Source organism: Amycolatopsis sp. NPDC004378 (genome assembly GCF_053602455.1).
This window is the reverse complement of sequence record NZ_JBSGDR010000016.1, coordinates 59,541-85,665: the sequence shown is the minus strand read 5'-3', so window position 1 is coordinate 85,665 and position 26,125 is coordinate 59,541. Positions and strand designations below refer to the sequence as shown.

The window sequence follows — 26,125 nt, the reverse complement described above, 5'->3', positions numbered from 1 at the left end:
GATGCCGCTCCGGGCGGAGCGGCATCGGCGGCCGGTCATCCCCCGGGCGCCCGGCCCGCCGGCTCGCCCGGCACCGCGAACGCCCGGTCGAACTGCCAGAACGCCTGCGTCGGCGGCGCCGGAACGGGTTTGACCCGGCCCGCCGCGCGAAGCGGGTGCGTGACGGGATCGGGGTTCGTCCGCGGCGAGGGCGCTTTCTGCTCTTTCGTCGGGACACCCGCGTAGCGCAGCCGGGGCCACAGGTGCTCCTGCTTCATGATCACGCTGTGCGGTGCGACGTGGGTGTGTTCGCCGATTTCGGCGCCGTACAACGGAACCGTGCCGTGTGCGAGGGTCGAATGCGCGCCGACGTGCACGTGGTCGATCTTGAGCACGCGGTCCTCGAACGTGTGGGCCTGGAACATCGCGCTGACCGTGGCACCGTCGCCGAAGTGCAGCATGTCGGGGTCGACGACCTGCGCGAACCCCTCCCCCAGCACGACGCGCTTGCCGATGTCCATGCCCATCCGGCGCAGGTACAACGGCAGCAGCAACGTTCCTTCGAAGGCCGCCAGCACCCCGGAGGCGATTACTCCCCAAGCGACGTAAAGGAAGTCCCAGCGGCTGCACCAGCAGGACCACAGCGGGTGCACGCCGGGCTTGACCCGGCCCAGCAGGCCCCACTTCAGCGCGAGCACGATCAGGCACGGCAGGAGCGCCGTCGCCGCCGTCACCGCGGCCGCGCCCGGGAAGACGAGCGCGGCGAGCGGCAGACTCCTTGCGGCGTAGGCGATCCCGGTGAACCAGGCCGTCATGACGGCCAGGGGGACGACGGGGAGCGCGAAGCGCAGCCACTCCCAGAACACCCGGGTGACGACCCGCGCGAAGGACGGGTCGTGCGTGAGACTGCGGTCGGTGTCGACGATTTCCCGGCGCGGGAGCAGGATCGGCGGGTGACCGAACCACGAGGTCCCGGCCACCATGATGCGGTCGTCGGCGACCGTGCAGACGCCGATCAGGATGTCCGGGGGCAGCCGTTGCCCGGCCGGGATGACCGCGTGGTTGCCTAGGAACGTGTCGTGCCCGAGGCGGACCGGCGCGAGGGTGACCGTGCCCTGCTGGATGCGCGGGCCGCCGAGGTAGATGCCGTCGGCGAAGAAGGTGTCCGGGCCGATGTCGACCAGCTCCGGCACGACGTCGATGATCGTGCTGATCTCGCAGCCGCGCCCCACCTTCATCCCGGCCCAGCGCAGCCACACGGGCCAGAAGAGCCCGCCGGAGAGCCAGTTGCCCGCCGTGGTGACCAGGCCCGTCTTCAGCCCGACCCGGATGTAGGCGAGGCTCCACCGGCTGATCACGCCGCTGCCGACGCGGCCGAGCAGCCGCGCGCTGAGTGCCTCGAGCCACACCGAGACCAGCAGTGACAGGCAGCTCGCGCCGGCGAGGACGACCAGGAACCGCAGGTGCGCCCACGGCTGTGTGAGCGCACCGAGCACCGCCGGGTAGGTGACGTCGAACGCCAGGACCAGCGCGATCATCACGATCGAGAACGGCAGCGTGAACAGCCACGCGAAGGCCGCCCGGGCCGCGATGGTCGCGAGCCCGTGCGCGAACGGGGAGAGCATGCCCGAGACGACCGGGACCGGCGCCCGCGGTGCGGGTCCCGCGTCGTGCGCGGGGACGCCGTCCCAGCGGCGGCCGTCGGGAACGGCGGTTCCGGACGGCAGCGACGACAACGCGGCCAGCCACGCCCCGCGGCCGAGCCGGGTGTTGGGCGCCATGCCCGCGCGGACGTCCACGGTGGCGCCGCCCGCGACGGTGACCCGGCCGATCGTGAGGTGTCCCTCGCCCAGCTGCACCAGGCCGAGCGAGGCGTCCTGGGCGATGGTGGCGTCGTCGCCGATGTCGAGCAGGTCCCAGCCGCCCTGCGCGACGTCGACGCCCCGGTGGATGTGCACGCGCCGGCCGATCCGGGCCCCGAGCGAGCGCAGGGCCACGCACTGGAACTCGGTGCCGGCGATGGTCCCCCACGGCACGAACCGCAGCAGGTGCCGCACGATCCACAGGCGCAGGTGGAACCCGCTCCAGACGGGCACCCGCACCGGTTTGAACTTGCCGATGAGCACGCGTTTCGCCCGCACGGCCAGGAAAACGGCCACCGGCGTCCAGCCGAACCCGGCCACCAGCACCGCGACCGGGAGCAGGACGATCAGCGGGACGAGCCCGATCCGCTCGGCCAGCCACGGCAGCACGACGAAGACGGCGAAGTAGCCGATCGGCGCGGCGATCGCCAGCTCGGCGAACAGCCACGCCGCCTGCGCCAGGGTGATGGCGACCGCACGGCGCGCCGGGGCCGCGACCGCGTCCAGCTCGTCGTGGTTCGCGGGGGCGGCCAGCTTCGCCAGCTCCGACACGGTGCGGGCGCGGTAGACGTCCCGGACGGCGATGGCTTCGGTGAGCGGGTTCCCCCGCAGTTTCGAGATCAGCATCGCCGCCTGCAGCGAGCTGCCGCCGAGGTCGTCGAAGAAGTCGTCGTCGGCGCCGATGTCGTCGGTCCCGAACACCGCGCGCAGCGCTTCGGCGATGAACTCCTCGACTCCGGTGCCGGCGGTCCGGGCCGCGTGGCGCCGCCCGCTGGCGAGGACCGGCAGGTCGGCCCGGCGCAGCTTGCCGCCGGCACTGCGCGGCAGCGTGCCGATCTCGCCGAAGACCGCCGGGATCATGTACGCGGGCAGGACTTCGCGCAGCCGGTCCTTCAGGACGGCCGGGTCCGGCATGGCGCCGTCGGGGACCAGGTGCGCGGCGATCACCTGGCCCGCGCCCTCGCCTTGGACCCGGCAGGCCGCTTCGCGCACGCCGGGCAACCGGGCGAGGGACGCCTCGATCGCCTCCAGCTCGATCCGGTAGCCGCGCAGCTTGACCTGCGAGTCGATCCGGCCGTGGTAGAAGAGCGTCCCGTCCGGCCCGGCGTGCACGAGGTCACCGGTGCGGTACAGCCGCCCGAGCCGCGGGTGGTGCGGGAACTTCTCCGCCGTCAGCTCCGGTTTGCCGTGGTAGCCGAGCGCCAGGCCGGCGCCGCTCATGCACAGCTCGCCCTGCTCCCCGGGCTTCACCGGCTCGAGCCGGTCGTCGAGCACCCAGGCCCGCATGCCCGGCACGGGCTTGCCGACGGCCACCGGCTTGCCGGGTTCGACGTCGGCGCGCAGGCAGGTCACCGTGCATTCGGTCGGCCCGTAGCCGTTGACCATGCGGCGTCCCGGCGCCCAGCGCTCCGCGACGTCGTCGGGCAGGGCTTCCCCGCCGACGTAGAGCAGGCGCAGGTCGGGCAGCTCCCGCCGCGGGTCCTCGCACGCGGTCGCCCGCAGCAGCGTCGGCGGCGGGCAGAGCACGGTCACCCGCTCACGCCGCAGCCACGGCACGAGGTCCGGGCCGAGCCGGGCGGTGTCGTCGTCCATCACGACGACGGTGGCGCCGCACGCCCACGCCATCCACATTTCCTCGACCGACGAGTCGTACGCCGGGGAAGACCCCTGGGCGACGCGGTCCCCCGGCGCGAGCCCGAACTCCGCGACGTCCGACCGGATCAGGTTGACCACCCCGCGGTGCCCGACGAGCACGCCCTTCGGCTTTCCCGTCGTCCCGGAGGTGTAGATGACGTAAGCCAGTCCCGGCGGCGCCGCGGGGGCGATGACCGGCTGCGCGGCGGGCCCGGCCGGGCCGTCGACGCGCTGCACCGCTCCGGTGTAGCCGGCGCGACGGGCCCGATCGTGCCCGGCCCGGTCGGTGATCAGCAGCGCCGGCGTGGCGTCCCCGAGGATGTGGCCGAGCTGCTCGTCCGGGAACGACGGGTCGACGCAGACGTAGGCCGACCCGGCGCGGAGCACGCCCAGCTGCGCGAGGTAGAGGTCCTCGCTCGTGCGGGGCACCAGGATCGCGACGATCCCCGGCCGCCGGACCGCCTGCTGCACAGCGCGGGCGACGACGCTGGACCGGCGGAGCAGGTCGCGGTAGGTGACGGTGCGCCGCGCCCGCCCGCCCGAGGGCGGGACGTCCAGCGCGACCGCGTCCGGCCGCCGGCGCGCCGACTGCTCGAAGAAGTGGTGCAGCAGCGCGGGTCCGGCGGTGGAGGGCTGGAGTGCCTCGCTCACCCCTCACACCCCGAGGGGTTCGGCGATCCGGCCGTCGAGCACGGCCAGCAGGTACGGCGAAAGCAGGCTGCGCAACGCTTCGCGCCGATGCGGCGGCAGGTAACGGAAGCCTTGGACCACGCCGTCGCACCGGTCCGCGCCGCACCGGCACTCGAACGGCTCGGCCATGTCGTACTCGGTGCTGGCGTAGTGGAAGGTGATCTCCGCCCACGCCGGGATCGGGCGCAGGCTGAGCACCTCCCGGTCCCGGATCACCGCGACCGGCTCGCAGGCGTGGTTCATGAACCGCCAGTAGTACCGGTCCAGCACCTCCTCCAGCGGGCACCCGGCGGGCATGTCGACGTGCCGGCTCGCGTCGAGCTGCACCGTGTAGCGCGTCGGCGTCGCCGTGAGTTCACCCTCGAGGGTGAACAACACCGTGCGGGCCGGGACCGCCTGGTTCGTGACCAACCGGTACTCGCCGTCGTTGCGGACCACGGCCGCACGCCGCGCCTCGATGACCTCGGACATCCGTGACCTCCCGGGAGCTGATCGTCTACCGGGAGCACGAGAGCCGGTCCGGGAGAGTTCACCCCGGCGCGGACGTGTTCTCAGGATCCTCTCAACGCCCGGCTGCTAGCGAAGGCCGGCCCGGAACCCGCGGTCCACCGGGCCGTTCGGCTCCGCACCGGCGGTCGCGTGCCGGAGGACCGGCTGGTCGCGACCGGCGGCTGAGCCAGGTTCCTAGTCGGCCGCCGGGAGTTCGGCGAGCCGTCGGCGTACCCCGGTGGCGTCCGGCATGCACAGGTCCTCGTAGATCCGGAGCGCCGCCACCCACCGGCGGCGGGCCTCGGCCGGTGCCCCCGATTGGGCATGGGCGGCCGCCATCCCGTCCAGCGAGGCGGCTTCCTGCTCGCGATCCTCGATCGTCCGGGCGTGGTTCAGGGCCTGCTGGTGGTACCCCAGGGCTTCGCCGCCCCGGCCGGCCGCGCACGCCACCCGGCCCTGGCCGTTGAGCGCCGTGCATTCGAGGCGCCGGTCGCCGAGTTTCGCGGCCAGCGTCTGGGCCTGCTGGTGCGCGTCGGCCGCGTCCGGGTGGCGGCCCATGCGCTCGTACGCGCTGCCGAGGTTAACCAGCACCTCCGCTTCGCCGACCGGGTCGCCGATCTCCCGGAACACGGCGATCGCGCCGAGGTGGTGCTCGAGGGCTTCGGTGTGCCGGCCCCAGCGTGAGCAGATCCGGCCGAGGTCGGTGTGCGCGATCGATTCGGCCGCGCGGTCGCCGATGTCGTGCAGGATCCGCAGGGCGCGCTGGTGGTGGTCGTAGGCCTCGGTCAGGCGCCCGTAGCTCTGCAGGGCGTTGCCGAGGTCGTTGAGGATCCGGCCCTGGCCGACGCGCTGCCCGGTCTCCTCGTAGATCGCCGCGGCCTGGCGGTAACACGACACCGCCTCCTCGTGCCGGCCCAGGCTGTGCTGCACCTGGCCGATGCTGGCCAGCGCGACGGCTTCCTGGACGCGGTCGCCGATTTCGCGGCTGACCGCGAGCGCCCGGCCGTAGCCGTCGAGGGCGTCGTGGTAGCGGCGGACCCGGCCTTCGTTGTGGCCCAACGCGATCAGCGCCCGTGCCTCGCCGGCGCGGTCCCCGAGTTCGCGGAACAGCCCCAGCGCGCGCCGGTAGTGCTCGTCGGCGTCCCCGTAGGCGCCCGACCGGGCGTGCGACCGCCCGAGTTCCAGCAGCCCGCGCGCCTGCCCGGCCCGGTCCCCGAGCCGCTCGGCCGCCCAGAGCGCCCGCCGGTGCACGGAAAACGCGTCCGCGTTGTGGTAACCGACGCTCAGGTACTGGTCGATCGCCCGCGCCAGCTTGACGGCGTACCCGGCCAGCTCGCCGCTCGCCGTGCGCGTGATCGCGACGAGGGTCAGCCGTTCGGTGTCCAGCCACGCCTTCGCGGCGACCGCCGGCATCGGCGCCGTCCGGCCCGGCTCGGCGTCTTCGCGGCGCCACGCCACGGTTTCCGGGAAGACGGCGTCCATCGCGGCCAGCGCGTGCGTCAGGTAGAACTCGTAGAGGTTCTCCAGCGCGCGGTGCCGGTCGGCCTCGTCGAGCTGCTGCTGCGCGCGCTCCCGGGCGAAGGCCCGCAGCAGGTCGTGCATCCGCCAGCGGTCCGTGCCGGTGGCCTCCACCAGGTGGGCGCCGGCGAGCACGTCGAGCAGCCGCCGCCCGCCGGCCCCGGCGAGGGCGGCGACGGCGTCGCTGCCGGCGTCCTGGCCGGGATGCAGGCCCAGCAACCAGAACAGGCGGTTCGCCTCGGGCGGCAGGTGCCGTTCCGACCACGAAAACACGGCCCGCACGGCGGTCGCGGCGTCGGCCCCGGCCTCCAGCAGGTCCAGCCGCTGCCGCTCGTCGGCGAGGTCCTCCAGCCCGACCCGGCCGCGGCGGACGACGAGTTCGGCCGCGACCCGCAGGGCCAGCGGGAGCCGGGCGCAGTGCGCGGCCAGGTCCTCGAGCTCCGCCGGCCCGGCGATCCGGTCGCCGATGAGCTGCCGCAGCAGCTCGACGGCTTCGTCGCGGGCCAGCACGTCCAGCCCGATCCGGCGGGCACCGTCGCGGGCCACCAGCCCGACCAGGCCGTCGCGGCTGGTGACGACCACCGCGCTGCCCGGTCCGGCCGGCAGCAGCGGGCGCACGTGCGCGGCGTCGCGCGCGTTGTCGAGCACCACCAGCACGCGCTTCCCGGCCGTCAGGCTCCGGTACAGCGCGACCTGCTCCGGCAATGTGCCGGGCTGGCGCTCGGTGACGCCGAACGCGGTCAGGAACCCGCGCAGGGCCTCTTCGACCGGCACCACGCCACCGGGGTCGAACCCCTGCAGGTCGACGTGGAGCTGCCCGTCCGGGAACCGGGCCGCGACGCGGTGCGCCCAGCGCACGGCCAGCGCCGTCTTGCCCACGCCGGCGGTGCCGCAGATCGCGAGGACGGCGACCGCGGCCGGGTCCGCCGCGGCGTCGAGGGCGGCGAGTTCGTCGTGCCGCCCGGTGAACCCCGCCACCGCGGGCGGCAGCTGAGCCGGCACGGGCGCCGGATCCGCGCGGGGCGTGGCCAGCAGCCGGGGATCGTGCGCGAGGATCCGGCGCTGGATGCCGGTCAGCTCGGGAGACGGTTCCACCCCGGTGTACTCGACGAGCTCGTGCCGGGCCCGCCGGAAGGCGGCCAGCGCGTCCGCCTGCCGCCCCGCGCGGTACAGGGCCGTCATCAGCTGGCCCCACAGCCGTTCGTGCCCGGAATGGGCCGCGGTCAGGTCCGTCAGCTCGGCGACGAGTTCCCCGCCGAGCCCGGCGGACAGATCGGCGTCGACGCGGTCCTGCACGGCGTCGAGGCGTTCGCGCGCGAGCCGCGTTCGGTCCATTTCCAGCGCGGCGATCCCGTCGAACTCGGCGTACGGCGTCCCGCGCCACAGCCCCAGCGCCGCGGTCAGCCGTGCGCGGGCGACCTCGGCCGGTGCCGCGTGCCCCTCCCGGGCCAGCCGGCGGAACCGCACGGCGTCCACGGTCTCCGGTTCGAGCAGGACGTACCCCGGTGCCCGGGTCCCGATGAGCCCGGCGACCGGCGGCAGCGCCCGGCGCAGCCGCGAGACGTAGGTGCGGACCGTCCGCCCGGCGTCCGGCGGCGGCTCGGGACCCCAGAGCTGGGACACGAACGCCGACACGCTCACGGGCCGGCCGGCGTGGGCCGCGAGCAGCGCGAGCATGGCCCGCAGCCGGGGCCCGCCGGGATCGAGCAGGGCACCGCCGGCCTCGACCTCGAACGGTCCCAGCACACGAATATCGACCTCCGGCGCCCGCCGACCCGTCATCCGGCCCTCCGCACAGCCACGTTCCGCCGTGATGAGGAAGCATGGACCCGCCGCGGGGATACGTCACTGGCCCGAACAGAGCAGCGGCACCCCGGAGTCCACAGTGGACTTTCGCGGTCACCCGCCCCGGGCACAGCCGACCAGGCCGGACACCGCCTCCGCCGGGGACGGCATCGCGGCGATCTCCGCCGCCACCGCTCGGGCGGCCTCGCGGGCGGACTCGTCCTTCAGCAGCTCCCCCGCCCGCTCCGTGACCGCCTCCGCCGTCACCTCGGCACCCAGCAGCCGCGCCCCCGCGCCCGACGCCACCACCGCCTCGCTGTTCGCGAACTGGTCCCCGCCCTGCGGGAGGACCAGCTGGGGCACGCCCGCCGCGAACGAGCCGAGCATCGTGCCGTTGCCGCCGTGGTGGACCACGAAGTCCACGCGGGGCAGCAGCCGCGACTGCGGGACCCACGCGACGCTCCGGACGTTCTCCGGCAGCTCGCCCAGCGCCTCCGGGGGCACCGTCGGGCCCGAGGCCACCAGCACGTCGACGTCGAGCACCCCCAAGCCGCCGAGCACCGTGCGCAGGACGTCCGCGCTGCCCATCACCGTGCCGAGCGTCAGGTAGACCAGGGGGCGGTCGCGGGCCGGCAAGGCGGGCAGCTCGCCCGCGCCGCTCCACCCCACCGGGCGCACCGGCAGCCGCGGCACCAGGTCGCGGAAACCGCGGTGCTGCACCGAGTCCGGGCAGATGTCGACGAACGGGTGGCCCAGTTCGGCGAGCCCGCGCCAGTCCAGCCCGAACTCGGCGGCGAGCCGCGCGAACGGGGCCACCTTCTCCGCGTCCACCGCCACGCGCATGACGTGCCCGAAGGTGTGCCCGACGGCCGGGATCCCGGCGGCCCGCGCGGCGAACGAACCCCCGATGTTCGAGGCCTCGTAGACGACCAGATCGGGCCGCCGCGTGGCGAACAGCCCGGTGAGCCCGGCGAAGTAGCTGCGCGGCAGCACCTCGCCGAAGACCCGGTCCATGACCTCGGTCATCCGCTCGAGGGGCATCTCCGCACCGGGCGTCTCACCGGCCTCGGCGAAGAGCCGGTCGAAGGCGACCCGCACGTCGACCCCGGCGGCGACGGCCTCGACCCCGGCCGCCCGCAGGTCCGGCAGAAAGCCTTCGGCGGTGGCGAAAAGGACCTCGTGCCCGGCCTCGCGCGCGGCGACGGCGAGCGGCAGCAGCGGGTAGACGTGACCGTAGGCGGCCAGCGACGTGAACAGGATGCGCACCTGATCGACTGTAACCATCCCGCGGCGGCTGCCGGTGGCTTTCTCTCCGGCCGTGCGGCGTTTCCGGCGCCTTACCACGCCACCGGCAGCTCGTACGGCCCGAAGACCGCGGAGTCGTGCTTGAACGGCAGGTCCGCGACCGGCACCGCCAGCCGCAGTTCGGGGGCCCGGCGCAGCAGTGTCGTGAAGTAGGTCTCCAGCTCCAGCCGGGCCAGGTTCTGGCCGATGCACTGGTGCGGGCCGAACCCGAACGCGAGGTGGTGGTGGCGGTTGGGCCGGTCGAGGGCGAACTCGTCCGGGCGCTCGAACTGCGCCGGGTCGCGGTTGCCCGCGTGGCACAGGCCGATCACGCCCTCGCCCGCCCGGATCCGGACACCGGCCAGGTCCGCGTCGGCCGTCGCGATGCGGGCCGTGGCCACCTCCGCCACCGACAGGTGCCGCAGCAGTTCCTCCACCGCCGCCGGCACCAGCGCCGGGTCCGCCGCCAGCTTCGCGCGGACGTCCGGGTTCTCCAGCAGGAACAACGTGCCGAGGGCGATCATGTTGGACGTCGTTTCGTGGCCGGCCACCACGAGCAGCACGGCGAGGCTCGCGAGCTCGGCCGCGTCCAGGTCCCCGGCCGCCCGGCGGCGCCGGACCTGGCGGCTCAGCAGGTCGTCGGCCGGTGCCACCGCCTTCGCCGCCACCAGGTCGCGGAAGTAGGCCTGCAGCTCGTCGACCGCCTGCTTCCGCTGGGCCAGCGGGGTTTGACGCCGCAGCAGGGCGAGGCTGCGCTCCTGGAAGAACCCGTGGTCGGCGTACGGGACACCGAGCTGGCCGCAGATCACCATCGACGGCACCGGCAAGGCCACTGTGGACACCAGGTCGGCCGGAGCCGGCCCGGCCAGCAGCACGTCGAAGCGCTCGTCGACGATCTCGCGGATGCGCGGCCGCAGCCGTTCCAGGCGCCGGATCGTGTACTCGCCGACGACCTCGTGCCGGGCCGCGGTGTGCGGGGGCGGGTCCAGGTTGATGATCGACGGCTTGAACGAGCGCGGCCCGGACAGCGGATTGCGCACCAGGAAAGGAAAACCCTGCCGCAGCCGGTCGGAGCTGAACCGCGGGTCGGTGAGCATCGCGCGGATGTCGTCGGCGGCGGTGAGCACCCAGGCCGGGCCGCCCCAGGGCAGCCGGACGCGGGTGGCCCGCCCCGACTCGCGCATCACGCGGTATTCGGGGGGCGGGTCGAAGGGGGTGACGCGGCGCATCGGGAACGCGGGGAGCTCTCCCGCCGTAGGTACCTCGGCTGGCTCGGACACGGCTCGGACGTCTCCCATCCTCCGGGTGCTTCCCACGGTAGGAGCCGGGTGGCGGCCGGTTCATCTCGTGGTGTGCTGCCTCGGGCCCGAGACCGTGCCCGCGCGGCGAACCCCGTGGTATCCCCGGAAGGTCACCCCCGGGAGAGCCACCAGCATCGAGGAGCACCCGTGTCGACGACCATCACCGAGGCCCCCGTCCCGGCTCCGCCGAAAACGCTTTCCCGCCCCCGGTGGCAGCCGTGGGCCCTGGCGGCGATCTGCGCGGCGGCGGCCGTGCTCTACTTCTGGAACCTCGCCGACGGCCGGATCGGCAACAGCTACTACTCGGCCGCGATCCGCTCGATGTCGCTGAATGTCCGGAACTTCCTGTTCGGGTCCTTCGACGGCCAAGGCGTCGTGACGCTCGACAAGCCGCCGCTCGGCCAGTGGCCGCAGGTCCTTTCGACCGCGTTGTTCGGCTACCACGGCTGGTCGTTGCTGCTCCCCCAGGCGGTCGAGGGCGTCGCCGCCGTGTTCCTGCTCCACCGCGCCGTGCGGCGGTGGGCCGGGGAGCACACCGCGCTGCTCGCCGCGGCGTTGTTCGCGCTCACGCCGGTGGTCGTCGCGGTGGACCGCGACAACAACCCGGACACGCTGCTGGTGCTCCTGCTCGTGGCCGCGGCGTACGCCCTCACGCGCGCCGTGTCCGCCGACCGGCCGCGGGCCGCGACGGCGTGGCTGCTGGCGTCGTCGGCGCTGCTCGGTTGCGGCTTCGTGACGAAGATGCTGCAGGCGTGGGTGGTGGTCCCGGCATTCGCCTTCGCGTACCTCGCGGGGCCGGGCGCGGGCGTGCGCCGCAAGCTCGCGGACCTGCTCGGCGCGGCGGTCGTGCTGGTCGTGACGTCCGGGTGGTGGATCGCGGTGGTCGACCTGTGGCCCGGGACCAAGCCCTACATCGGCGGCAGCACCGACGGCACGGCGTGGCAGCTCCTGTGGGGCTACAACGGGTTCAGCCGCGTCGTCGGCGGGGACGCGACGCTGCCCGGGGGCGGCCTCCCGTCGGGGATGGTGCTGCCGCCGGGGGTGCACCTGCCGCCGGGTGGCCTGGTGACGATCTTCGGCGGCGAGCCCGGTTTCGGGCGGCTCTTCGGCGACCTGGCGGGCGGCCAGATCTCGTGGCTGCTGCCGCTGACCCTGGTCGTCCTCGCTGCGGCGGTGCTGTTCCGCGCCCCGCGGGCGGACCGGGCCCGGACGGCGGGGTGGCTGCTGTGGGGCGGCTGGCTCGTGGTGACGGCCGTGCTGTTCAGCTTCGCGCACGGCACCTGGCACCCGTACTACACGGCCGCACTGGCCCCGGCGCTGGCGGCGGTCACGGCGGCCGGGGTGGCCCGGCTCCGGCGCACGACGCGGGCCGGCGTGCCCGCGCGCGTCGTGCTCGCCCTCGGGTTCGTGCTCGCCGGCGCCTGGGCCTACGTCCTCACCACCCGCACCCCGGACTACCACGCGTGGACCGGACCGGTGGCCCTGGCCGCCGCGGTCGTCGCGGCCGCGGCGCTGCTCGCCCCCCGGCTGACCGGGCCGGCGATCGGGCTCGGCCTCGCGGCCGTCGTGCTGACCCCGGCGGTCTGGTCGGTCTCGACCGCGTTCGCGGGCACCGACAACGGCCCGCTCCCGACGGCTGGCCCGGCCCTGGGCGGCGCGTCGGCCCCGGTCGCCCTCTCCCCCGACGAGCAGCGGATCCTGGCCTACGCGCGGCAGCACGCGGGCGGCACCGGGATCACCCTCCTCGTCGACGGCAGCGCCATGTTCACCGCGCCCTACCTCATCACGACGAACGAGCGGGTGGTCGGTGTCGGCGGCTTCCTCGGCACCGACGACGTCCCGGCCCCGGCCACCCTCGAGCGGTGGGCCACCGACGGCACTCTCGAGTACGTCCTGAGCTACACCGCTCCCGGCGATCCCGGCCCGACCGCCGTGCAGCGCGCCCGGTCGGCGTGGTTCGACCGCCACTGCACGACGATCGCCCCGGCCGAGTACGGCGTGACGGCGTCCCCCACGCAGGCGGCGTCGTCGTTCACGGGCCTGATCGGCGGGCAGCGGCTGCGGGAGTGCCACGCGTGACGCCCGGCAGCCCGAGCAAGAACATCCCGGCCGCGACGCCGAGCATCGTGAGCACCCCGCGGGGCCAGAAGATGTGACTGTCGAGAAAGGACACGCTCGCGACCAGCAGCACGACCGCTCCGGGCGCGGCTCGCCACCCCGCGCGCATCGCGGCGGCGACGGCGATCAGCACGGCGGCGGCCAGGAAGCACCCGGCACCGAGGTGGCCGAGCAGGTCCCCGATCCCGAACAGGGCACCGACGACCGGGGTGACGTCGTGCTGGGCCTCCGTGACGGTGCCCGCGGCGATGCCGGCGACCGCGTCGAGACCGCCGTAGAAGGCCGCGTAGCCGAACGCCGCCAGCCGCCCCGGCCAGCGGATCCACGGCGGCGCCGCGGCCAGCAGGAACCACTGCGCCACGGCCGGCAGCGGGAAGACCGGCAGCAGGAGCACGTGCAGCGTCGTCCACCGCGACGCGGTGGCGGCGTCCAGCACCGCGGGGTGCGCGGCCCCGAACCCGGCGAGCAGCAGGCCCGGCAGCGCGACCAGCACGGGTTGCGACCATCGAGAACCGGGCATCGGCCGAGGGTAACGGCGTTGGGCCGGGCCGGAGATCAGGAATCCCTTACGGCGCCGCCCGCGAGGTCGCGGCCGGCGCGGAAGAACCGCACGACCGCGTCCCCGTCGCCGAGGCCGGCCAGCGTGCGCGCGGCGCCGAAGGGCGCGTTCCAGAATTCACCCCGGCGGGGTTCGAACGGCCCGACGTAGGCGTACGGCTCGGCCGAGTACCGGTCCCCCGGCGAGACGCCGTAGTTCACCTCGTCGAGCACGATCGCGACGTCGAAGTGCTCCGGCCACAGGACCGGCGTCAGCCCGGGGGCGAACGCCCGCAGGGCCCGGTCCCCGTCGGCGAACGCGCGCACCAGCGTGGACACGGCGGCCGCGTCCAGCGTGAGCACCTCGTCGGTCCCGACGCCCGGTCCGCCGCCGTACACCCCGGCGGGCTCTCCCGCTTCGAGTCCCGCGGCCGCGGCGACCTGCGCGTACGACCGGCCGTCCAGCGGGAACCGGCCGGACGGCGTGACGAGCTCGGCCCCTTCGACGCGCAGGGCGGGCTCGGTCACCGTGGCGAACCCGCCCTCGGTCACGCGCAGCTCGATGCGCCCGGTCGTGCGGTGCTGCGGCCCGGCGAGCAGCAGCTCCGCGGCCCCGTGCAGGAACCGCCGGGTGGTTTCGAGAACCTTCTCGGACATCACCGGACTCCTCGTGTAACGCCTGACCCCGACCGGGGCACTGAGTCTGCCGTCACCACTGTTTCGACGGCACAGTGTGCCCGAGCCTGGGAGGCGTTACATGACGGACAACGGCTGGCACCGGGTCGACCCGGCGGACGTGCCGGCGGACGGCCGGGTCCGCAGCGTCACGGTCGGCGGCCGCAGCGTCGCGCTGTCCCGCTGCGGTGAGCGGCTGGGCGCGCTGGAGAACCGCTGCCCGCACCAGGGCGGCCCGCTCGGCGAGGGGTCGATCGAGAAGGGCCTGCTGCGCTGCCCGTGGCACGGCTACGACTACGACCCGATCTCCGGGCTGCCACCGGAGGGGTTTTCCGACGGCGTCGCGACCTACCCGGTCGAGCAGCGCGAAGACGGCGTGTTCGTCCGGCTGCCGGAACCGGCGAAGGCCGAGCGCACGGTCGCGGACGTGCTGGTCGAGACGCTCGTGGCCTGGGGCGTGACCCACGTGTTCGGCATGGTCGGGCACTCGAACCTCGGGTTCGCCGAAGCGCTTCGCCGCGCCGAGGACCGCGGTGAGCTGGCCTACGTCGGCATCCGGCACGAGGGCGCGGCGGCGTTCGCGGCGAGCGCGTACGGCAAGCTGACCGGCCGGCCGGCGGCGTGCTTCGCGATCGCCGGTCCCGGCTCGACGAACCTGCTCACCGGGCTGTACGACGCGAAGCTGGACGGCGCGCCGGTGCTCGCGATCTCCGGTCAGGTGCCGTCGAAGGTGCTCGGCCGCGGCGCGTTCCAGGACGTCGACCTGTCCGCGGTGTTCCGCGATGTCGCCGTGTCGACCACGACCGTCCACAGTGGCAGCGACCACGCCGAACTCGCCGCGCTGGCGGTCAAGCACGCGGTCGACCGCCGCGGGGTCGCGCACCTCGTGCTGCCCGACGAAGTCCAGGTCCGGCCGAGCGACGCGCCCGCGTCCACTCCGGACGGCCGCACGGCCGGCCGCCGGATCCGGCCGGAGGACTCCGCCGTCGAGGCCGCCGCGGCGCTGGTCCGCGGCGCGCGCCGCCCGGTGGTGATCGCCGGGCACGGCGCGCGGGGCGCCGAAACCGAAGTCCGGTCCTTGGCCGAGGCGCTCACCGCGCCCGTGCTCACGACGTTCAAGGCGAAGGGCCTGGTCCCGGACACCCACCCGCTGGGCGCCGGGGTGCTCGGGCGCAGCGGCACACCGGTGGCGAGCTGGCTGATGAACGAGGCCGACCTGCTGATCGTCGTCGGCGCGTCCTTCTCCGACCACACCGGAATCGCCGCCTACAAGCCGATCCTGCAGATCGACGACGAGCCGGCCGCGATCGGCCGCTTCGACGCGGTCACGACGTCGTTGCTCGGGGACGCCCGGCTCACGCTGTCGGCGCTGAGCGCCGCGCTCGGCGAGACGAAGGCCGAGGACCAGCGCCCCGACGTCGCCGCGCGCTGGGAGATCTGGCGTGCGGAGAAGGCCCGCCGTGCGGCCGACGACCGGGGCCGCGGAGTGGCCGCGGCGGCGGTGTTCGACGCCCTGTCGCGGCACCTGCCCGCCGACGCCGTGGTGACCGTCGACGTCGGCAACCACGCCTACTCCCTCGGCCGCTACCTCGAGTCGCAGGGCCAGCCGGTGCTGATGTCGGGCTACCTCGGCTCGATCGGGTTCGGCTACCCGGCCGCGCTCGGCGCCTGGGCGGCCGCACCGGACCGCCCGATCGTCGCGGTCACCGGCGACGGCGGGTTCGGCCAGTACGCCACCGAACTCACCACGGCCGTCAAGTACGGCATCCCGGTCAAGCACGTCCTGCTGAACAACAACGCGCTCGGCAAGATCAGCAAGGAACAGCTGGCCGGGGACTACCCGGTCTGGCAGACCTCGCTGCGCAACCCCGACTGGGCCGCCTACGCCGAACTGTGCGGCGCCACGGGCATCCGCGTCACCGCCCGCGACCAGCTCGAGGACGCCATGACCACGCTCTTCGCCACCACCGGACCCGCCCTGCTCTGCGTCGAACAGGACGCCGAACTCCTCTGACCGGAAGGAAAACCATGCCGAAGTACGACGACCTGCGCGCGCTGTTCGTGAACTGCACGCTCAAGCGGTCCCCCGAGCGCAGCAACACCGAAGGGCTGATCGACGTCAGCCGCGGGATCATGGAAAAGAACGGCGTCGCCGTCGAAGTCGTCCGGGCGATCGACCACGACATCGCGATCGGCGTCTGGCCCGACATGACCGAGCACGGCTGGGAAACCGACGAGTGGCCCGCCCTCTACGCGAAGGTCATGGCCGCCGACATCCTCGTCATCGCGGGCCCGATCTGGCTGGGCGACAACAGTTCCGTCACCAAACAGGTCATCGAACGCCTCTACGCCTGCTCGCACCTGCTCAACGACGCCGGGCAGTACGCCTACTACGGCCGCGTCGGCGGTTGCCTGATCACCGGCAACGAAGACGGCGTCAAGCACTGCGCCATGAACGTCCTCTACAGCCTCCAGCACCTCGGCTACACCATCCCGCCGCAGGCCGACGCCGGCTGGATCGGCGAGGCCGGACCCGGACCGTCCTACCTGGACCCCGGCTCCGGCGGGCCGGAGAACGACTTCACCAACCGCAACACGACGTTCATGACCTGGAACCTGCTGCACCTGGCCCGGCTGCTCAAGGACGCGGGCGGCATCCCGGCGCACGGCAACCAGCGCAGCGAATGGGACGCCGGCTGCCGTTTCGACTTCGCCAACCCCGAATACCGCTGAGCCTGCCGTGCCCGGCGTCGAGTTCGTGAACCTGTTCGCGGTGGCCGCGATCGCGCTCGTCGCGCCCCTGGTGACGGCGCTCGTGCCGAAACCGCGCGTTCCGGCGGTCGTGCTGGAGATCGTGCTCGGGATCGTCGCCGGGCCGTCGGTGCTGGGCTGGGTCGACGCCGACGTGCCGGTGCGGATCGCCGCTCTGCTCGGCCTGGCGTTCCTGCTGTTCCTGGCCGGGCTCGAGATCGACGTGCACCGCCTGCGCGGGCGGGCGCTGCGGACGGCCCTGCTCGGCTACGGCGCCACCCTCGTGCTCGGCTTGGCCGCCGGATCCGCGTTCGGTGCGGCGGGCTGGGTGAAGAGCCCGCTCCTGATCGCCGTGGCGCTCTCGGCGACGTCGCTCGGCCTGGTCGTCCCGGTGCTCAAGGACGCCGGCCAGGCCGGGAGCGCACTCGGGCAGGCGGTCATCGCGGCCTGCTCGGTCGCCGACTTCGCCGCTGTCGTGCTGTTGTCACTGCTGTTCTCGGCGTCCGGGGGCAGCACCGGCGGGCGCGTCGTGCTGCTGGCGGCGTTCGCGCTGCTGGTCGCGGCGACGGCGGTCGTGGTGTCGCTGGCCGGGAAGTCGCGCCGGCTGGGCGCGACCCTGACCACGCTGCAGGACACCACGGCCGAGATCCGGGTCCGCGCCGCGGTGGTGCTGCTGGTCGCGTTCGTCGCGCTCGCGGAAGCGTTCGGGCTCGAAAGCATCCTCGGCGCGTTCCTGGCCGGCGCCGTGGTCGGGCTGCTCGACCGGGACTCCGCCTCGCACCCGCGGTTCCGGGCGAAGCTGGACGCCATCGGCTACGGCTTCCTGATCCCGGTCTTCTTCGTCGCCAGCGGGCTGCGGCTGGACCTCGCCGGGCTGCTGGCCGATCCCGCGGCGCTGGCGCGAGTCCCGCTGTTCCTCGTGGCGCTGCTGATCGCCCGTGGCGTCCCGGCATTGTCGTACGCCCGGGAGTTCGGCCGGCGCCCGGCGGCCGCGGCGGCCCTGCTGCAGGCGACGTCGTTGCCGTTCCTGGTCACCGTGTCCCAGATCGGCGTGCTGACCGGGTCGGTGTCCCCGGCGACCGCCGCCGGGCTCGTGTGCGCGGGCCTGCTGTCCGTGCTCGTCTTCCCGGCGGGCGCCCTGTCGCTGCTGCGCCGCCGGAAGGAGGCGGCCGTAAGGTGACGGTCATCCTTTTGCCCGCCTGCCGCGGATATATTCGCCTGGTGACGACCCTGCCGCCGGACGACGAGCTGGTCGCCGCCGTCCGGCGGGGCGACGACGCGACGTTCGCCGCGGTGCTCGACGCGTGGTCCGCGCCGATGCTCCGGCTGGCGCGCTCGTTCGTGTCGACCCACGCTTCCGCCGAAGAAGTCGTCCAGGAGACCTGGCTGGCCGTCCTCAAGGGTGTCGGCGGGTTCGAGGGCCGGTCGGCGTTCCGGACCTGGGTCTTCCGGATCCTGGTCAACACGGCCAAGAAACGGGGCGTCACCGAACGCCGGAGCGTGCCCTGGACCAGTGTCCTGCCCTCGGACGAGGACCACGGCCCGACCGTCGACCCCGCCCGGTTCCAGGACGCCGGCGGCCGCTACCCCGGCCACTGGCGCGAAGCCCCGGCCGCGTGGCCGTCGCCGGAAGACACCGCGCTCGACCTCGAGGTCCGCCAGGTGATCACCACCGTGCTCGACGAGCTCCCCGCCCGGCAGCGCGCGGTGCTGAGCCTGCGCGACATCGGGGACCACACCGCCGAAGAGGTCTGTGCGATGCTGCGGATCTCGGCGGCCAACCAGCGCGTCCTGCTGCACCGGGCCCGGGCCGCCGTGCGGGAGCGGCTGGCGGAGTACCTGGCGACGGGGGCGAAGACGTGAACTGCGACGAATTCGTCGAACTCGTCACGGCGTACCTCGACAACGCCCTCGATCCCGCCACCGAAGCCCGCTTCGCCGAGCACCTCGCGCTCTGCGAAGGCTGCGAAGGCTGCGAACGCTACCTCGACCAGTTCCGCACGACCATCCGGGAACTCGGGCGCCTGCCACCGGAAACCCTCTCCCCCGAAACCCGTGACGCCGTGCTCGGCGCCTTCCGCGACTGGCACGGCGCGTGACGCGCGAGTGGACCGTGCGGACGGCGGTTCCGGCCGACCTGGCGGGCATCGCGCGCGTGGCGGACCGGAGCGGACTGGGCCCGCACGAGACCGGCGCCGATCCGGCCTACGTCCGGCACCTCGCGGCGCACGGGCGGGTCGTGGTGGCCGACGCCGCGGAGGTGCTCGGGTACGCCGCCACGATCCCGGTCGGCGGCCGCACCATGCTCACCGACGCGTTCGTCGTGCCCGGCGCGCAAGGCAAGGGCATCGGCGGTGCGCTGCTCGACGAGGTCTTCGCGCCCGGCGTGCCCCGGATGACGTTCAGCTCCCGGGATCCCCGGGCCATCGCGGCCTACAGCCGCCGCGGCTTGGCGGCCACCTGGCCGCTGCTCTACCTCCACGGCGACCCGGCGGAGCTCACGCCGCCGGCCGGGTGGCGCGTCGAGGCCACGAACCCCGGCCGGGCGGCGGCTGCCGAAACGCGGATCACCGGCATCGACCGCCGCGCCGGCTACGAGTACTGGACCGGCCGCCCGGGCGGTGCCGCGTTCGTCGTGCGGGCGGCCGGCGACGTCGTCGCGGCGGGCTGCCTCGGCGGTGGCGGCGACCAGTACGGATTGACCCGGCTGCGCGGCACACCCGGAGCCGACGCCGTCGCCGCGGTGGTGACGGCGCTGACGGCCTTGCGGCGAGCGGCGTCGGTGTGTTTGCCCGCCACGCACCCCGCGGTGCCCCGCCTGCTCGCGTCGGGCTTCACGATCACGGACTTCGACCTGTTCATGACCACCGAACCCGCTGCTCCTCCCGGCCACGACGTGTTTTCGCCCGGCCTGTACTGAGGGCCGGGGTGCGCGACGCCTTGCCGCTACCGGCCGTCACCCGGACGGTGCGTCAGCCCCCGAGCCGGTAGGGCACCGGCCGGCCGTCCGCGTCCCGCACCGGGAGCGGCCGGCCCTGCGCGTCCACGATCTTGCCGTCGACGACCTTGTCGCCGTTCTCGAGCTGGGACAGAACCTTCAGGTCGGAGTAGTCGATCACCCGGGTCGCGGTCGCGAACACCGACGGCTCGCTGCCCGCCTTGCCCGGCTTCAGGTGGTTGAACACCAGGTTCAGCACGACGGCCAGGAGCGCGGCGGCGCTGATCCCCGAGTGGAAGATCGTGCCGACCCACGCCGGGAAGCGGTCGTAGAAACCCGGTACCGCTATCGGGACCATGCCCAGGCCGACGGAAGCCGCGACGATCACCAGGTTGAGGTTGCCGTTGTAGTCTACTTTGGACAATGTCTTGATGCCGGACGCCGCGACCGTGCCGAACAGCACCAGACCGGCGCCGCCCAGGACCGGGTACGGGATGGCGGCGACCACCCGGCCCAGGACCGGGAGCATCCCGAGGACCACCAGGACCCCGCCACCGGCGGTCACCACGAACCGGCTCCGGACCCCGGTGATCGCGACGAGGCCGACGTTCTGGGCGAACGCGCTCTGGATGAAGCCGTTGAAGATCGGCGCGATCGCCGAGGACGCCATGTCGGCGCGCAGGCCGTCACCGATCCGGCGCTTGCCGACCTTCGTGTCCACGATCTCGCCCACCGCGAGGATGTCGGCCGTGGTCTCGGTGAGGGTCACCAGGATGACGATGAACATCGACACGATCGCGGCGACGTCGAAGGTCGGCGCGCCGAAGCCGAACGGGGTCGGCACCGCGAAGATCGGCCCGTGCCCGACCTGGGAGAAGTCGGCCTTGCCGAGCACGGCGGCGAAGGCGGTACCGACCACGATCGACAGGAGGATCGACAGCCGGGAGATCGCGGGGACGGCGATCTTGCTCAGCAGCAGCACGATCGCCAGCGTCATCGCGGCCAGGCCGACGTTCGAGACCGAGCCGAAACCGGGGGCCTTGGCGTCGTTGCCCATCGCCCACTTGGCCGCGACCGGCATCAGGCTGAGCCCGATCACCGTGATCACCGTCCCGGTGACCACCGGCGGGAAGTACTTGACCAGCCGGGAAAACAGCGGCGTGATGAGCAGGCCGAGCACCGAGGACGCGATCACCGCACCGAACACCGCGGGGAGCCCGCCGTCGGCCACGATCGCGGTCATCGTCGCCACGCCGGCGAACGACGTGCCCTGCACCAGCGGCAGCCGGGAGCCGAAGAACGGCACGCCGTAGGACTGCAGGATCGTCGCCAGCCCGCCGATGAACAGGCACGACGCGACGAGCAACCCGATTTCGGTGGCCGGGACCCCGGCGGCGCCCCCGATGATCAGCGGGGGCGCGATGATCCCGCCGTACATCGTCAGGACGTGCTGGATGCCGTAGGCGAAACTCTTGCCGATCCCGAGCCGTTCGTCCTCGGGCCGGCCCGGGGTGGCCACCTCACCCGTGCTCTTCACCATTGGTTCCGCCTCTCGGTAGAAGCGAGCGATGCCGGGCCGCGAGGCTCGCCATCCACCTTCCCGCGTTTTCGTTCTGCGGAGGTTAACTTCCGCATGGCAGAACAGCAACCCTCAGCCGCCGGCTCGCGGGTGCGCAGCGGCCGGGAGAAGCCGAGGCTCTGCCGGTCGCCGGTCGCCGGTCGCCGGTCGCCGGTCGCCGGTTGGGCTGGCTGCCGGTCGCCGCCGTGACCGCCGTCGCCGAACTGGCCGCCGCCGTGCTCGTCCCCCTCTTCACCACCGCGGGGCAGTCCAGCGGGGACCCGTTCGGCACGGTGACCACGGCGCCATCCACCCCGGGGAGGTTTCGCGCCTCGCCGAAACCACGCGAACCGGGTCAGCGGCGGATCAGGCCGAGGTCGGTGGCCGTCGCGACGGCCGCCGTGCGCGAGTCGACGCCCAGCTTCGTGTAGCAGCGGGCCAAATGGGACTTCACCGTGCCTTCGGTGAGGTGCAGGCGCTGCGCGATGGCCCGGTTGGACAGGCCGTCGGCGACCAGGGTGAGCACCTCGATCTCCCGCCGCGTCACCGCGACGGCGGGCCGGCGCATCCGGTCGAGGAGCCGGTCGGCGACCGTCGGCGCCAACGTGGTGCGCCCGGCCGCGGCGGTCCGCACCGCGGCGGCCAGGTCGTCGGGGTGGGCGTCCTTGAGCAGGTACCCGGTGGCGCCGGCTTCGATGGCGGGCAGGGTGTCGGCGTCGGTGTCGTAGGTGGTGACGACCAGGACGCGCGGCGCACCCGGCCGGGCGGTGATCGCCGCGGTGGCTTCGGCGCCGCCCATCCCGGCGCCGAACTGGAGGTCCATCAAGACGACGTCGATGTCCCCTTCGGCGGCCCGGGCCACGGCTTCTTCGGCTGTCGCGGCTTCGGCGGCCACGACGAGACCGGGTTCGGTCTCCAGCACGGCGCGCAGGCCCGCGCGCACCACGGGGTGGTCGTCGGCCAGGAGCAGGCGGATCGGGGTGCCGGTCACGGACGGGCCTCCCGTCGGTCGGCCAGGGGTAGCCTCGCGGCCAGGGAAGTACCTTCGCCGGGCGCCGACTCGACGGCGAGAGAACCGCCCAGCGCTCGCGTGCGGGCCCGCATCGCCGCCAGCCCGAAGCCGCCTTCGCCGGGGTCGGACGCCGGCAGGTTCCCGGGGTCGAAGCCGGCACCGTCGTCGACGACGTCCAGCGCGACCTCGTCCCCGAGGTAGCTCAAGGTCACCTCGGCCGCGGTGGCGCCGGCGTGGCGGACGGTGTTGGCGAGGGCGGCTTGGGCGATGCGCAGCAGCGCGACTTCGTGCGCGGTCGGCAACGGCGTCACGTCGCCGGTGAGGTGGAAGCGCGCGGTGATCCGGTGACGCGTGCCGGTGGTGGCGCACAAGCGTTCCAGGGCGCCGGCGAGCGTGGTGTCGTCGAGCGCCGGCGGCGTCAGGGCGACGACGAACCGGCGTGCTTCGGCGAGGTTGTCCGCGGCGGCCTGCCGAGCCTGGTCGACGTAGCGGGCGGCGTTCCCCGCGGTCTCGGGCAGCGACCGGCCGGCCGCGGCCAGCAGCAGCTGGATGCTGGACAGGCCCTGGGCGAGGGTGTCGTGGATCTCGCGGGCCAGGCGTTCCCGTTCGGCCAGCACCCCGGCTTCGTGCTGGGCCTCGGCCAGGTCGGCCCGGGTCGCGGTGAGCTCGTCGATCAGGCGCCGCCGCCGCTCGCTTTCCCGGTACAGCGCCTGGTATCCCCACACCACGGCGACCGCGACGGCCGCACCGAGCGCCGGGCCGATCGCGGCGGCCGGGCTGAACGCGCCCTGGTGCGCGGCGAAGGCGGCGATCGCGGCCACCGCCGTCGCGCTCACCGCGGCCAGCCCGGCTCGGCGCGGCAAGAGGTGCAGCTGCAGGAAGTACAGCGGAAAGGCGACCCACACCCCGTCGGCGGTCAGCACCACCAGCACGAGCCACCCGGCGCTCAGCACGCCCAGCCACGCCGCGGCGGCCCGCCGGGACGCGCGGACCCGCGGCAGGAGCGGCCCGGCCGCGTACACCAGCCCGCAGGCGAGCGCCACCGCGACCACCGCGCCCGCGCGGGGCTGTCCCCCGGCCACGGCCCGCACCGCCGCCAAGCCGAGCAGGGCGACGAGCAGCAGGTGCAGGCACCAGGTCAGCACCCGGCTGGTCGGGGTCAGGGCAGGAACGGCGTTCACAGTGCGTTCCAGGCTACGGAGCCGCGACGAAAACCACCTCTATCGAAAGGTGGAACCGGCGCGCCGTCCTCCGGCCCGGGAAGTGCCATCCCCGGCCCGATGCCGCCCGGGCGGTTCGCGACGACGATCGAAGCCATGTTCGTCGCCTGGAGAGACCTGAAATTCGCCAAGGGGCGCTTCGCCCTGATGGGCACCGTCATCGTGCTGATCACCCTGCTGGTCGGCCTGCTGTCCGGGCTGACCGCCGGGCTGGGGCGCCAGAACGTCTCCGCCGTCACCGGCCTGCCCGCCGACAAGATCGCCTTCGCCGCCCCCAGCGGCGACCAGGCACTGTCCTATTCGGACTCCGCCGTCACCGGAACGCAGGTGCGGCAGTGGGCCGGCGCCCCCGGCGTCACCGGCGCCGAACCGCTGGGCATCACCACGACCAAGGCCACCGCCGGTGACCGGAGCGCCGGCGTCTCGGCCTTCGGCGTCCGTCCCGGGTCCGCGCTCGCCCCGGACGGCGGCAAGCTCAGCGGGGATTCCGTGGTCCTGTCCGGCACGGCCGCCGCCGATCTGGGCGTCCGGCCCGGAGACGGCGTCACCCTGGCCGGACGACGGCTGAGCGTGGCCGCCGTCGCCGGCGACGCTTCCTTCAGCCACACCCCCGTCGTCTGGACCACGCTCGAGACGTGGCGGGCGATCACCCCGCAGGCCGGCGGCGACGCGACCGTCATCGCCCTGAGCACCACGTCCGGCGCCGACATCGCGGCCACGGACCACGCGGCCGGCACCAAGACCGTCTCCCGGGAGGACTCGCTGTCCGCGATCGGCTCCTACCCGTCCGAAAACGGCTCGCTGCAGCTGATGCGGGGCTTCCTGTTCGCGATTTCCGCCTTGGTCATCGGCGCCTTCTTCACCGTCTGGACCATCCAGCGCAGCGCCGACGTCGCGATCCTCAAGGCCCTGGGCGCGACCACGGCCGGCCTGCTCAAGGACGCCCTGGGCCAGGCCGTCGTCCTGCTCGCGGGCGGCACCCTCGCCGGCACCGGGCTCGCCGCCGCGCTCGGCGCCGCCCTGTCCGGCTCCGCGATCCCCTTCGTCCTCACGCCCGCCACGGTGCTCGTCCCGGCCGCCGTGATGGTCGGGCTCGGCGCGCTGGGCGCCGCGCTCGCGATCCGCCGCATCACCTCCGTCGACCCGCTGACCGCACTGGGGAGCACCCGATGAGCCTCACCCTGACCGACGTCACCCTCACCTACCCCGACGGCGACACCCGCCTCACCGCGCTCGACCGCGTCACCCTGGACGTCCCGCGCGGCAGCCTGACCGCCGTCGTCGGGCCTTCGGGCTCGGGCAAGTCCAGCCTGCTGGCCGTCGCCGCCACGCTCGTCACGCCCGACTCCGGCACGGTCGTCATCGACGGCACCACGGCCACCGACCTGACTCGTCGCGAGCGCACCGACCTGCGCCGCCGCAAGATCGGGATCGTCTTCCAGCAGCCCAACCTGCTGCCCGCCCTCACGGCGGCCGAACAGCTCCAGGTCATGGCGGGCATCGACGGCCGGTCCCCGGCGAAAGCCCGCGCCCGCGCACTGGACCTGCTCGACGCCGTCGGCCTGGCACCCCAGGCGGGCCGCCGCCCGCACCAGCTCTCCGGCGGCCAGCGCCAGCGCGTGAACATCGCCCGCGCGCTGATGAACGACCCGACGGTCCTCCTGGTCGACGAACCCACCAGCGCCCTGGACCACGAACGCGGCGCGGCGGTCATCGAGCTCATCACGCACCTCACCCACCACCAGGCCACGGCGACGGTCCTGGTCACCCACGACCGCACCCACCTCACGGCGGTCGACCGGGCCACGGAAGTCCGCGACGGACGCCTGGCCGGGCTCGTCACCGAACCCGGATGACCGTCTTTCCCGTGGCCCGCTCGGCCGGGTTGAAGGCGGCGACGGCGTCGTCGAGGGACGCGACGGTGCCGATGACCGTCCGGAGGCGGCCGTCGCGCACGCGCTGGGCGATCTCGCCCAGCTGAGCGCGGTCGGCCACGACGACGAAGTCGATGGCCCGGCCGTTCTCGGGGCGCACCTCCGGCGGCCCGGCGACGGACACCAGCGTTCCGCCCGCGCGAACCAGGCCCGCGGACCGCTTTCCGACGTCTCCGCCGATGACGTCGAAGACCAGGTCGACCACGCCGACGTCGTCGAGGGCGTCGTTGCCGAGGTCGAGGAACTCCGCCGCGCCGAAGTCGTGGGCGGGCTGCCGGTCGGCGGCCCGTCCGGTGCCGATGACGTGGGCGCCGGCTTCGCGCGCGAGCTGCGTCACCATCGAGCCGACGCCGCCGGCCGCGCCGTGCACGAGGACGCTCTGCCCCGCTTGGAGGCGGCCGTGGTCGAACAGCCCCTGCCACGCGGTCAGGCCCGAGATCGGCAGGCTCGCGCCCACGGTGAAGTCGATGTCGGCCGGCAGCGGCGCGAGGTTGCGTGCCTCGACGGCGGCGTACTCCGCCAGGGTGCCGTCGCGGGTCCAGTCCGTGAGGCCGAAGACGCGCTGGCCCACCGACAGGCCCGTCGTGCCGTAGCCGAGCGCGCTGACCACGCCGGCCAGCTCGTGCCCCGGGACCGACGGTGTCCGGTCCCGGCCGCGCCGATCGGTCCAGGTCGAGGGCCACGTCAGTTCGCCCGGCGTGAACCCCGACGCGTGCACCCGGACGAGAACGTCGTTCTCCGCGGCGTTCGGCTCGGGCCGCTCCGCCAAGGTCATCCCGGCCGTTCCCGCGGCCTGATCCGTCACCACGATCGCCTTCATCGGGCACCTTCCTCCATCC

20 protein-coding genes are annotated in these 26,125 nt (G+C 74.0%); 9 read left to right on the top strand and 11 right to left on the bottom strand.

What is annotated here, in order from left to right:
• Positions 1 to 35 precede the first annotated feature (35 nt).
• The 5 genes from ACWEN0_RS35360 to ACWEN0_RS35340 form a co-directional block, all read right to left on the bottom strand.
• Positions 36 to 4,127: an amino acid adenylation domain-containing protein gene (locus ACWEN0_RS35360; protein WP_451983667.1), complete on the bottom strand. Its 4,092-nt coding sequence runs from the start codon at positions 4,125 to 4,127 to the stop codon at positions 36 to 38.
• Between the two features lie 3 nt (positions 4,128 to 4,130).
• On the bottom strand, positions 4,131 to 4,637 hold the full coding sequence (locus ACWEN0_RS35355; protein ID WP_451983665.1) for an SET domain-containing protein: 507 nt from the start codon (positions 4,635 to 4,637) through the stop codon (positions 4,131 to 4,133).
• Between the two features lie 213 nt (positions 4,638 to 4,850).
• Positions 4,851 to 7,955, bottom strand: a complete 3,105-nt coding sequence (locus tag ACWEN0_RS35350) for a tetratricopeptide repeat protein (RefSeq protein WP_451983663.1) — start codon at positions 7,953 to 7,955, stop codon at positions 4,851 to 4,853.
• Positions 7,956 to 8,072: 117 nt separating this feature from the next.
• Complete coding sequence (locus ACWEN0_RS35345; protein ID WP_451983661.1) at positions 8,073 to 9,224, bottom strand: glycosyltransferase; 1,152 nt, start codon at positions 9,222 to 9,224, stop codon at positions 8,073 to 8,075.
• A 71-nt stretch (positions 9,225 to 9,295) separates the two neighbouring features.
• Positions 9,296 to 10,426, bottom strand: coding sequence for a cytochrome P450 (locus ACWEN0_RS35340; protein WP_451983659.1), 1,131 nt, complete (start codon positions 10,424 to 10,426; stop codon positions 9,296 to 9,298).
• Positions 10,427 to 10,690: 264 nt separating this feature from the next.
• On the opposite strand from ACWEN0_RS35340, the gene ACWEN0_RS35335 reads away from it, so the two are divergent.
• Entirely contained in the window at positions 10,691 to 12,622 is a 1,932-nt protein-coding gene (locus tag ACWEN0_RS35335; protein WP_451983657.1) for a glycosyltransferase family 39 protein, read from the top strand.
• Here ACWEN0_RS35335 and ACWEN0_RS35330 read toward each other — a convergent pair.
• Both ACWEN0_RS35330 and ACWEN0_RS35325 read right to left on the bottom strand, forming a co-directional pair.
• Complete coding sequence (locus ACWEN0_RS35330) at positions 12,576 to 13,181, bottom strand: hypothetical protein (RefSeq protein ID WP_451983655.1); 606 nt, start codon at positions 13,179 to 13,181, stop codon at positions 12,576 to 12,578. The genes ACWEN0_RS35335 and ACWEN0_RS35330 overlap by 47 nt on opposite strands.
• Before the next feature lie 35 nt (positions 13,182 to 13,216).
• Complete coding sequence (locus tag ACWEN0_RS35325) at positions 13,217 to 13,855, bottom strand: hypothetical protein (protein ID WP_451983653.1); 639 nt, start codon at positions 13,853 to 13,855, stop codon at positions 13,217 to 13,219.
• Between the two features lie 100 nt (positions 13,856 to 13,955).
• Here ACWEN0_RS35325 and ACWEN0_RS35320 point away from each other — a divergent pair, with 100 nt between their 5' ends.
• The 6 genes from ACWEN0_RS35320 to ACWEN0_RS35295 are packed head-to-tail and all read left to right on the top strand — an operon-like array spanning position 13,956 to position 19,544.
• Entirely contained in the window at positions 13,956 to 15,887 is a 1,932-nt protein-coding gene (locus ACWEN0_RS35320) for a thiamine pyrophosphate-binding protein (RefSeq protein WP_451983651.1), read from the top strand.
• Between the two features lie 14 nt (positions 15,888 to 15,901).
• Positions 15,902 to 16,606 (top strand): flavodoxin family protein, encoded by a 705-nt coding sequence (locus ACWEN0_RS35315; RefSeq protein ID WP_451983649.1) that lies wholly within the window; start codon positions 15,902 to 15,904, stop codon positions 16,604 to 16,606.
• Between the two features lie 7 nt (positions 16,607 to 16,613).
• Entirely contained in the window at positions 16,614 to 17,804 is a 1,191-nt protein-coding gene (locus ACWEN0_RS35310; protein ID WP_451983647.1) for a cation:proton antiporter, read from the top strand.
• The gene (locus tag ACWEN0_RS35305; protein ID WP_451983645.1) at positions 17,801 to 18,487 is read left to right on the top strand and encodes an RNA polymerase sigma factor; all 687 of its coding nucleotides are present in this window, start codon (positions 17,801 to 17,803) and stop codon (positions 18,485 to 18,487) included. Before ACWEN0_RS35310 ends, ACWEN0_RS35305 begins: the two co-directional genes overlap by 4 nt.
• Complete coding sequence (locus ACWEN0_RS35300) at positions 18,484 to 18,723, top strand: anti-sigma factor family protein (protein WP_451983643.1); 240 nt, start codon at positions 18,484 to 18,486, stop codon at positions 18,721 to 18,723. The genes ACWEN0_RS35305 and ACWEN0_RS35300 overlap by 4 nt, the downstream gene beginning before the upstream one ends.
• Positions 18,720 to 19,544, top strand: a complete 825-nt coding sequence (locus ACWEN0_RS35295; RefSeq protein WP_451983641.1) for an N-acetyltransferase family protein — start codon at positions 18,720 to 18,722, stop codon at positions 19,542 to 19,544. The genes ACWEN0_RS35300 and ACWEN0_RS35295 overlap by 4 nt, the downstream gene beginning before the upstream one ends.
• A gap of 52 nt (positions 19,545 to 19,596) precedes the next feature.
• Here ACWEN0_RS35295 and ACWEN0_RS35290 read toward each other — a convergent pair whose 3' ends face one another.
• The 3 genes from ACWEN0_RS35290 to ACWEN0_RS35280 form a co-directional block, all read right to left on the bottom strand.
• Entirely contained in the window at positions 19,597 to 21,102 is a 1,506-nt protein-coding gene (locus ACWEN0_RS35290) for a nucleobase:cation symporter-2 family protein (protein ID WP_451983639.1), read from the bottom strand.
• Positions 21,103 to 21,475: 373 nt separating this feature from the next.
• A complete protein-coding gene (locus ACWEN0_RS35285; protein ID WP_451983637.1) occupies positions 21,476 to 22,111 on the bottom strand; it encodes a response regulator in 636 nt (211 codons plus the stop codon).
• Positions 22,108 to 23,313 (bottom strand): sensor histidine kinase, encoded by a 1,206-nt coding sequence (locus ACWEN0_RS35280; protein ID WP_451983635.1) that lies wholly within the window; start codon positions 23,311 to 23,313, stop codon positions 22,108 to 22,110. The genes ACWEN0_RS35285 and ACWEN0_RS35280 overlap by 4 nt, the downstream gene beginning before the upstream one ends.
• Before the next feature lie 135 nt (positions 23,314 to 23,448).
• Between ACWEN0_RS35280 and ACWEN0_RS35275 the strand changes: the two genes are divergently transcribed.
• Both ACWEN0_RS35275 and ACWEN0_RS35270 read left to right on the top strand, forming a co-directional pair.
• A complete protein-coding gene (locus ACWEN0_RS35275; RefSeq protein WP_451983885.1) occupies positions 23,449 to 24,525 on the top strand; it encodes an ABC transporter permease in 1,077 nt (358 codons plus the stop codon).
• On the top strand, positions 24,522 to 25,208 hold the full coding sequence (locus ACWEN0_RS35270) for an ABC transporter ATP-binding protein (RefSeq protein ID WP_451983633.1): 687 nt from the start codon (positions 24,522 to 24,524) through the stop codon (positions 25,206 to 25,208). Before ACWEN0_RS35275 ends, ACWEN0_RS35270 begins: the two co-directional genes overlap by 4 nt.
• On the opposite strand, the gene ACWEN0_RS35265 is transcribed toward ACWEN0_RS35270, so the two are convergent.
• Positions 25,192 to 26,106: an NADP-dependent oxidoreductase gene (locus ACWEN0_RS35265; RefSeq protein ID WP_451983631.1), complete on the bottom strand. Its 915-nt coding sequence runs from the start codon at positions 26,104 to 26,106 to the stop codon at positions 25,192 to 25,194. The two genes, ACWEN0_RS35270 and ACWEN0_RS35265, sit on opposite strands and share 17 nt — an antisense overlap.
• Between the last annotated feature and the right edge of the window lie 19 nt (positions 26,107 to 26,125).

Bases quoted from the DNA above. Each gene is read 5' to 3' on its own strand.
- ACWEN0_RS35355 (WP_451983665.1), bottom strand. From the start codon at position 4,637: ATGTCCGAGGTCATCGAGGCGCGGCGTGCGGCCGTGGTCCGCAACGAC.
- ACWEN0_RS35350 (WP_451983663.1), bottom strand. From the start codon at position 7,955: ATGACGGGTCGGCGGGCGCCGGAGGTCGATATTCGTGTGCTGGGACCG.
- ACWEN0_RS35340 (WP_451983659.1), bottom strand. From the start codon at position 10,426: ATGCGCGAGTCGGGGCGGGCCACCCGCGTCCGGCTGCCCTGGGGCGGC.
- ACWEN0_RS35330 (WP_451983655.1), bottom strand. From the start codon at position 13,181: ATGCCCGGTTCTCGATGGTCGCAACCCGTGCTGGTCGCGCTGCCGGGC.
- ACWEN0_RS35325 (WP_451983653.1), bottom strand. From the start codon at position 13,855: ATGTCCGAGAAGGTTCTCGAAACCACCCGGCGGTTCCTGCACGGGGCC.
- ACWEN0_RS35320 (WP_451983651.1), top strand. From the start codon at position 13,956: ATGACGGACAACGGCTGGCACCGGGTCGACCCGGCGGACGTGCCGGCG.
- ACWEN0_RS35315 (WP_451983649.1), top strand. From the start codon at position 15,902: ATGCCGAAGTACGACGACCTGCGCGCGCTGTTCGTGAACTGCACGCTC.
- ACWEN0_RS35290 (WP_451983639.1), bottom strand. From the start codon at position 21,102: ATGGTGAAGAGCACGGGTGAGGTGGCCACCCCGGGCCGGCCCGAGGAC.
- ACWEN0_RS35275 (WP_451983885.1), top strand. From the start codon at position 23,449: ATGTTCGTCGCCTGGAGAGACCTGAAATTCGCCAAGGGGCGCTTCGCC.
- ACWEN0_RS35270 (WP_451983633.1), top strand. From the start codon at position 24,522: ATGAGCCTCACCCTGACCGACGTCACCCTCACCTACCCCGACGGCGAC.
- ACWEN0_RS35265 (WP_451983631.1), bottom strand. From the start codon at position 26,106: ATGAAGGCGATCGTGGTGACGGATCAGGCCGCGGGAACGGCCGGGATG.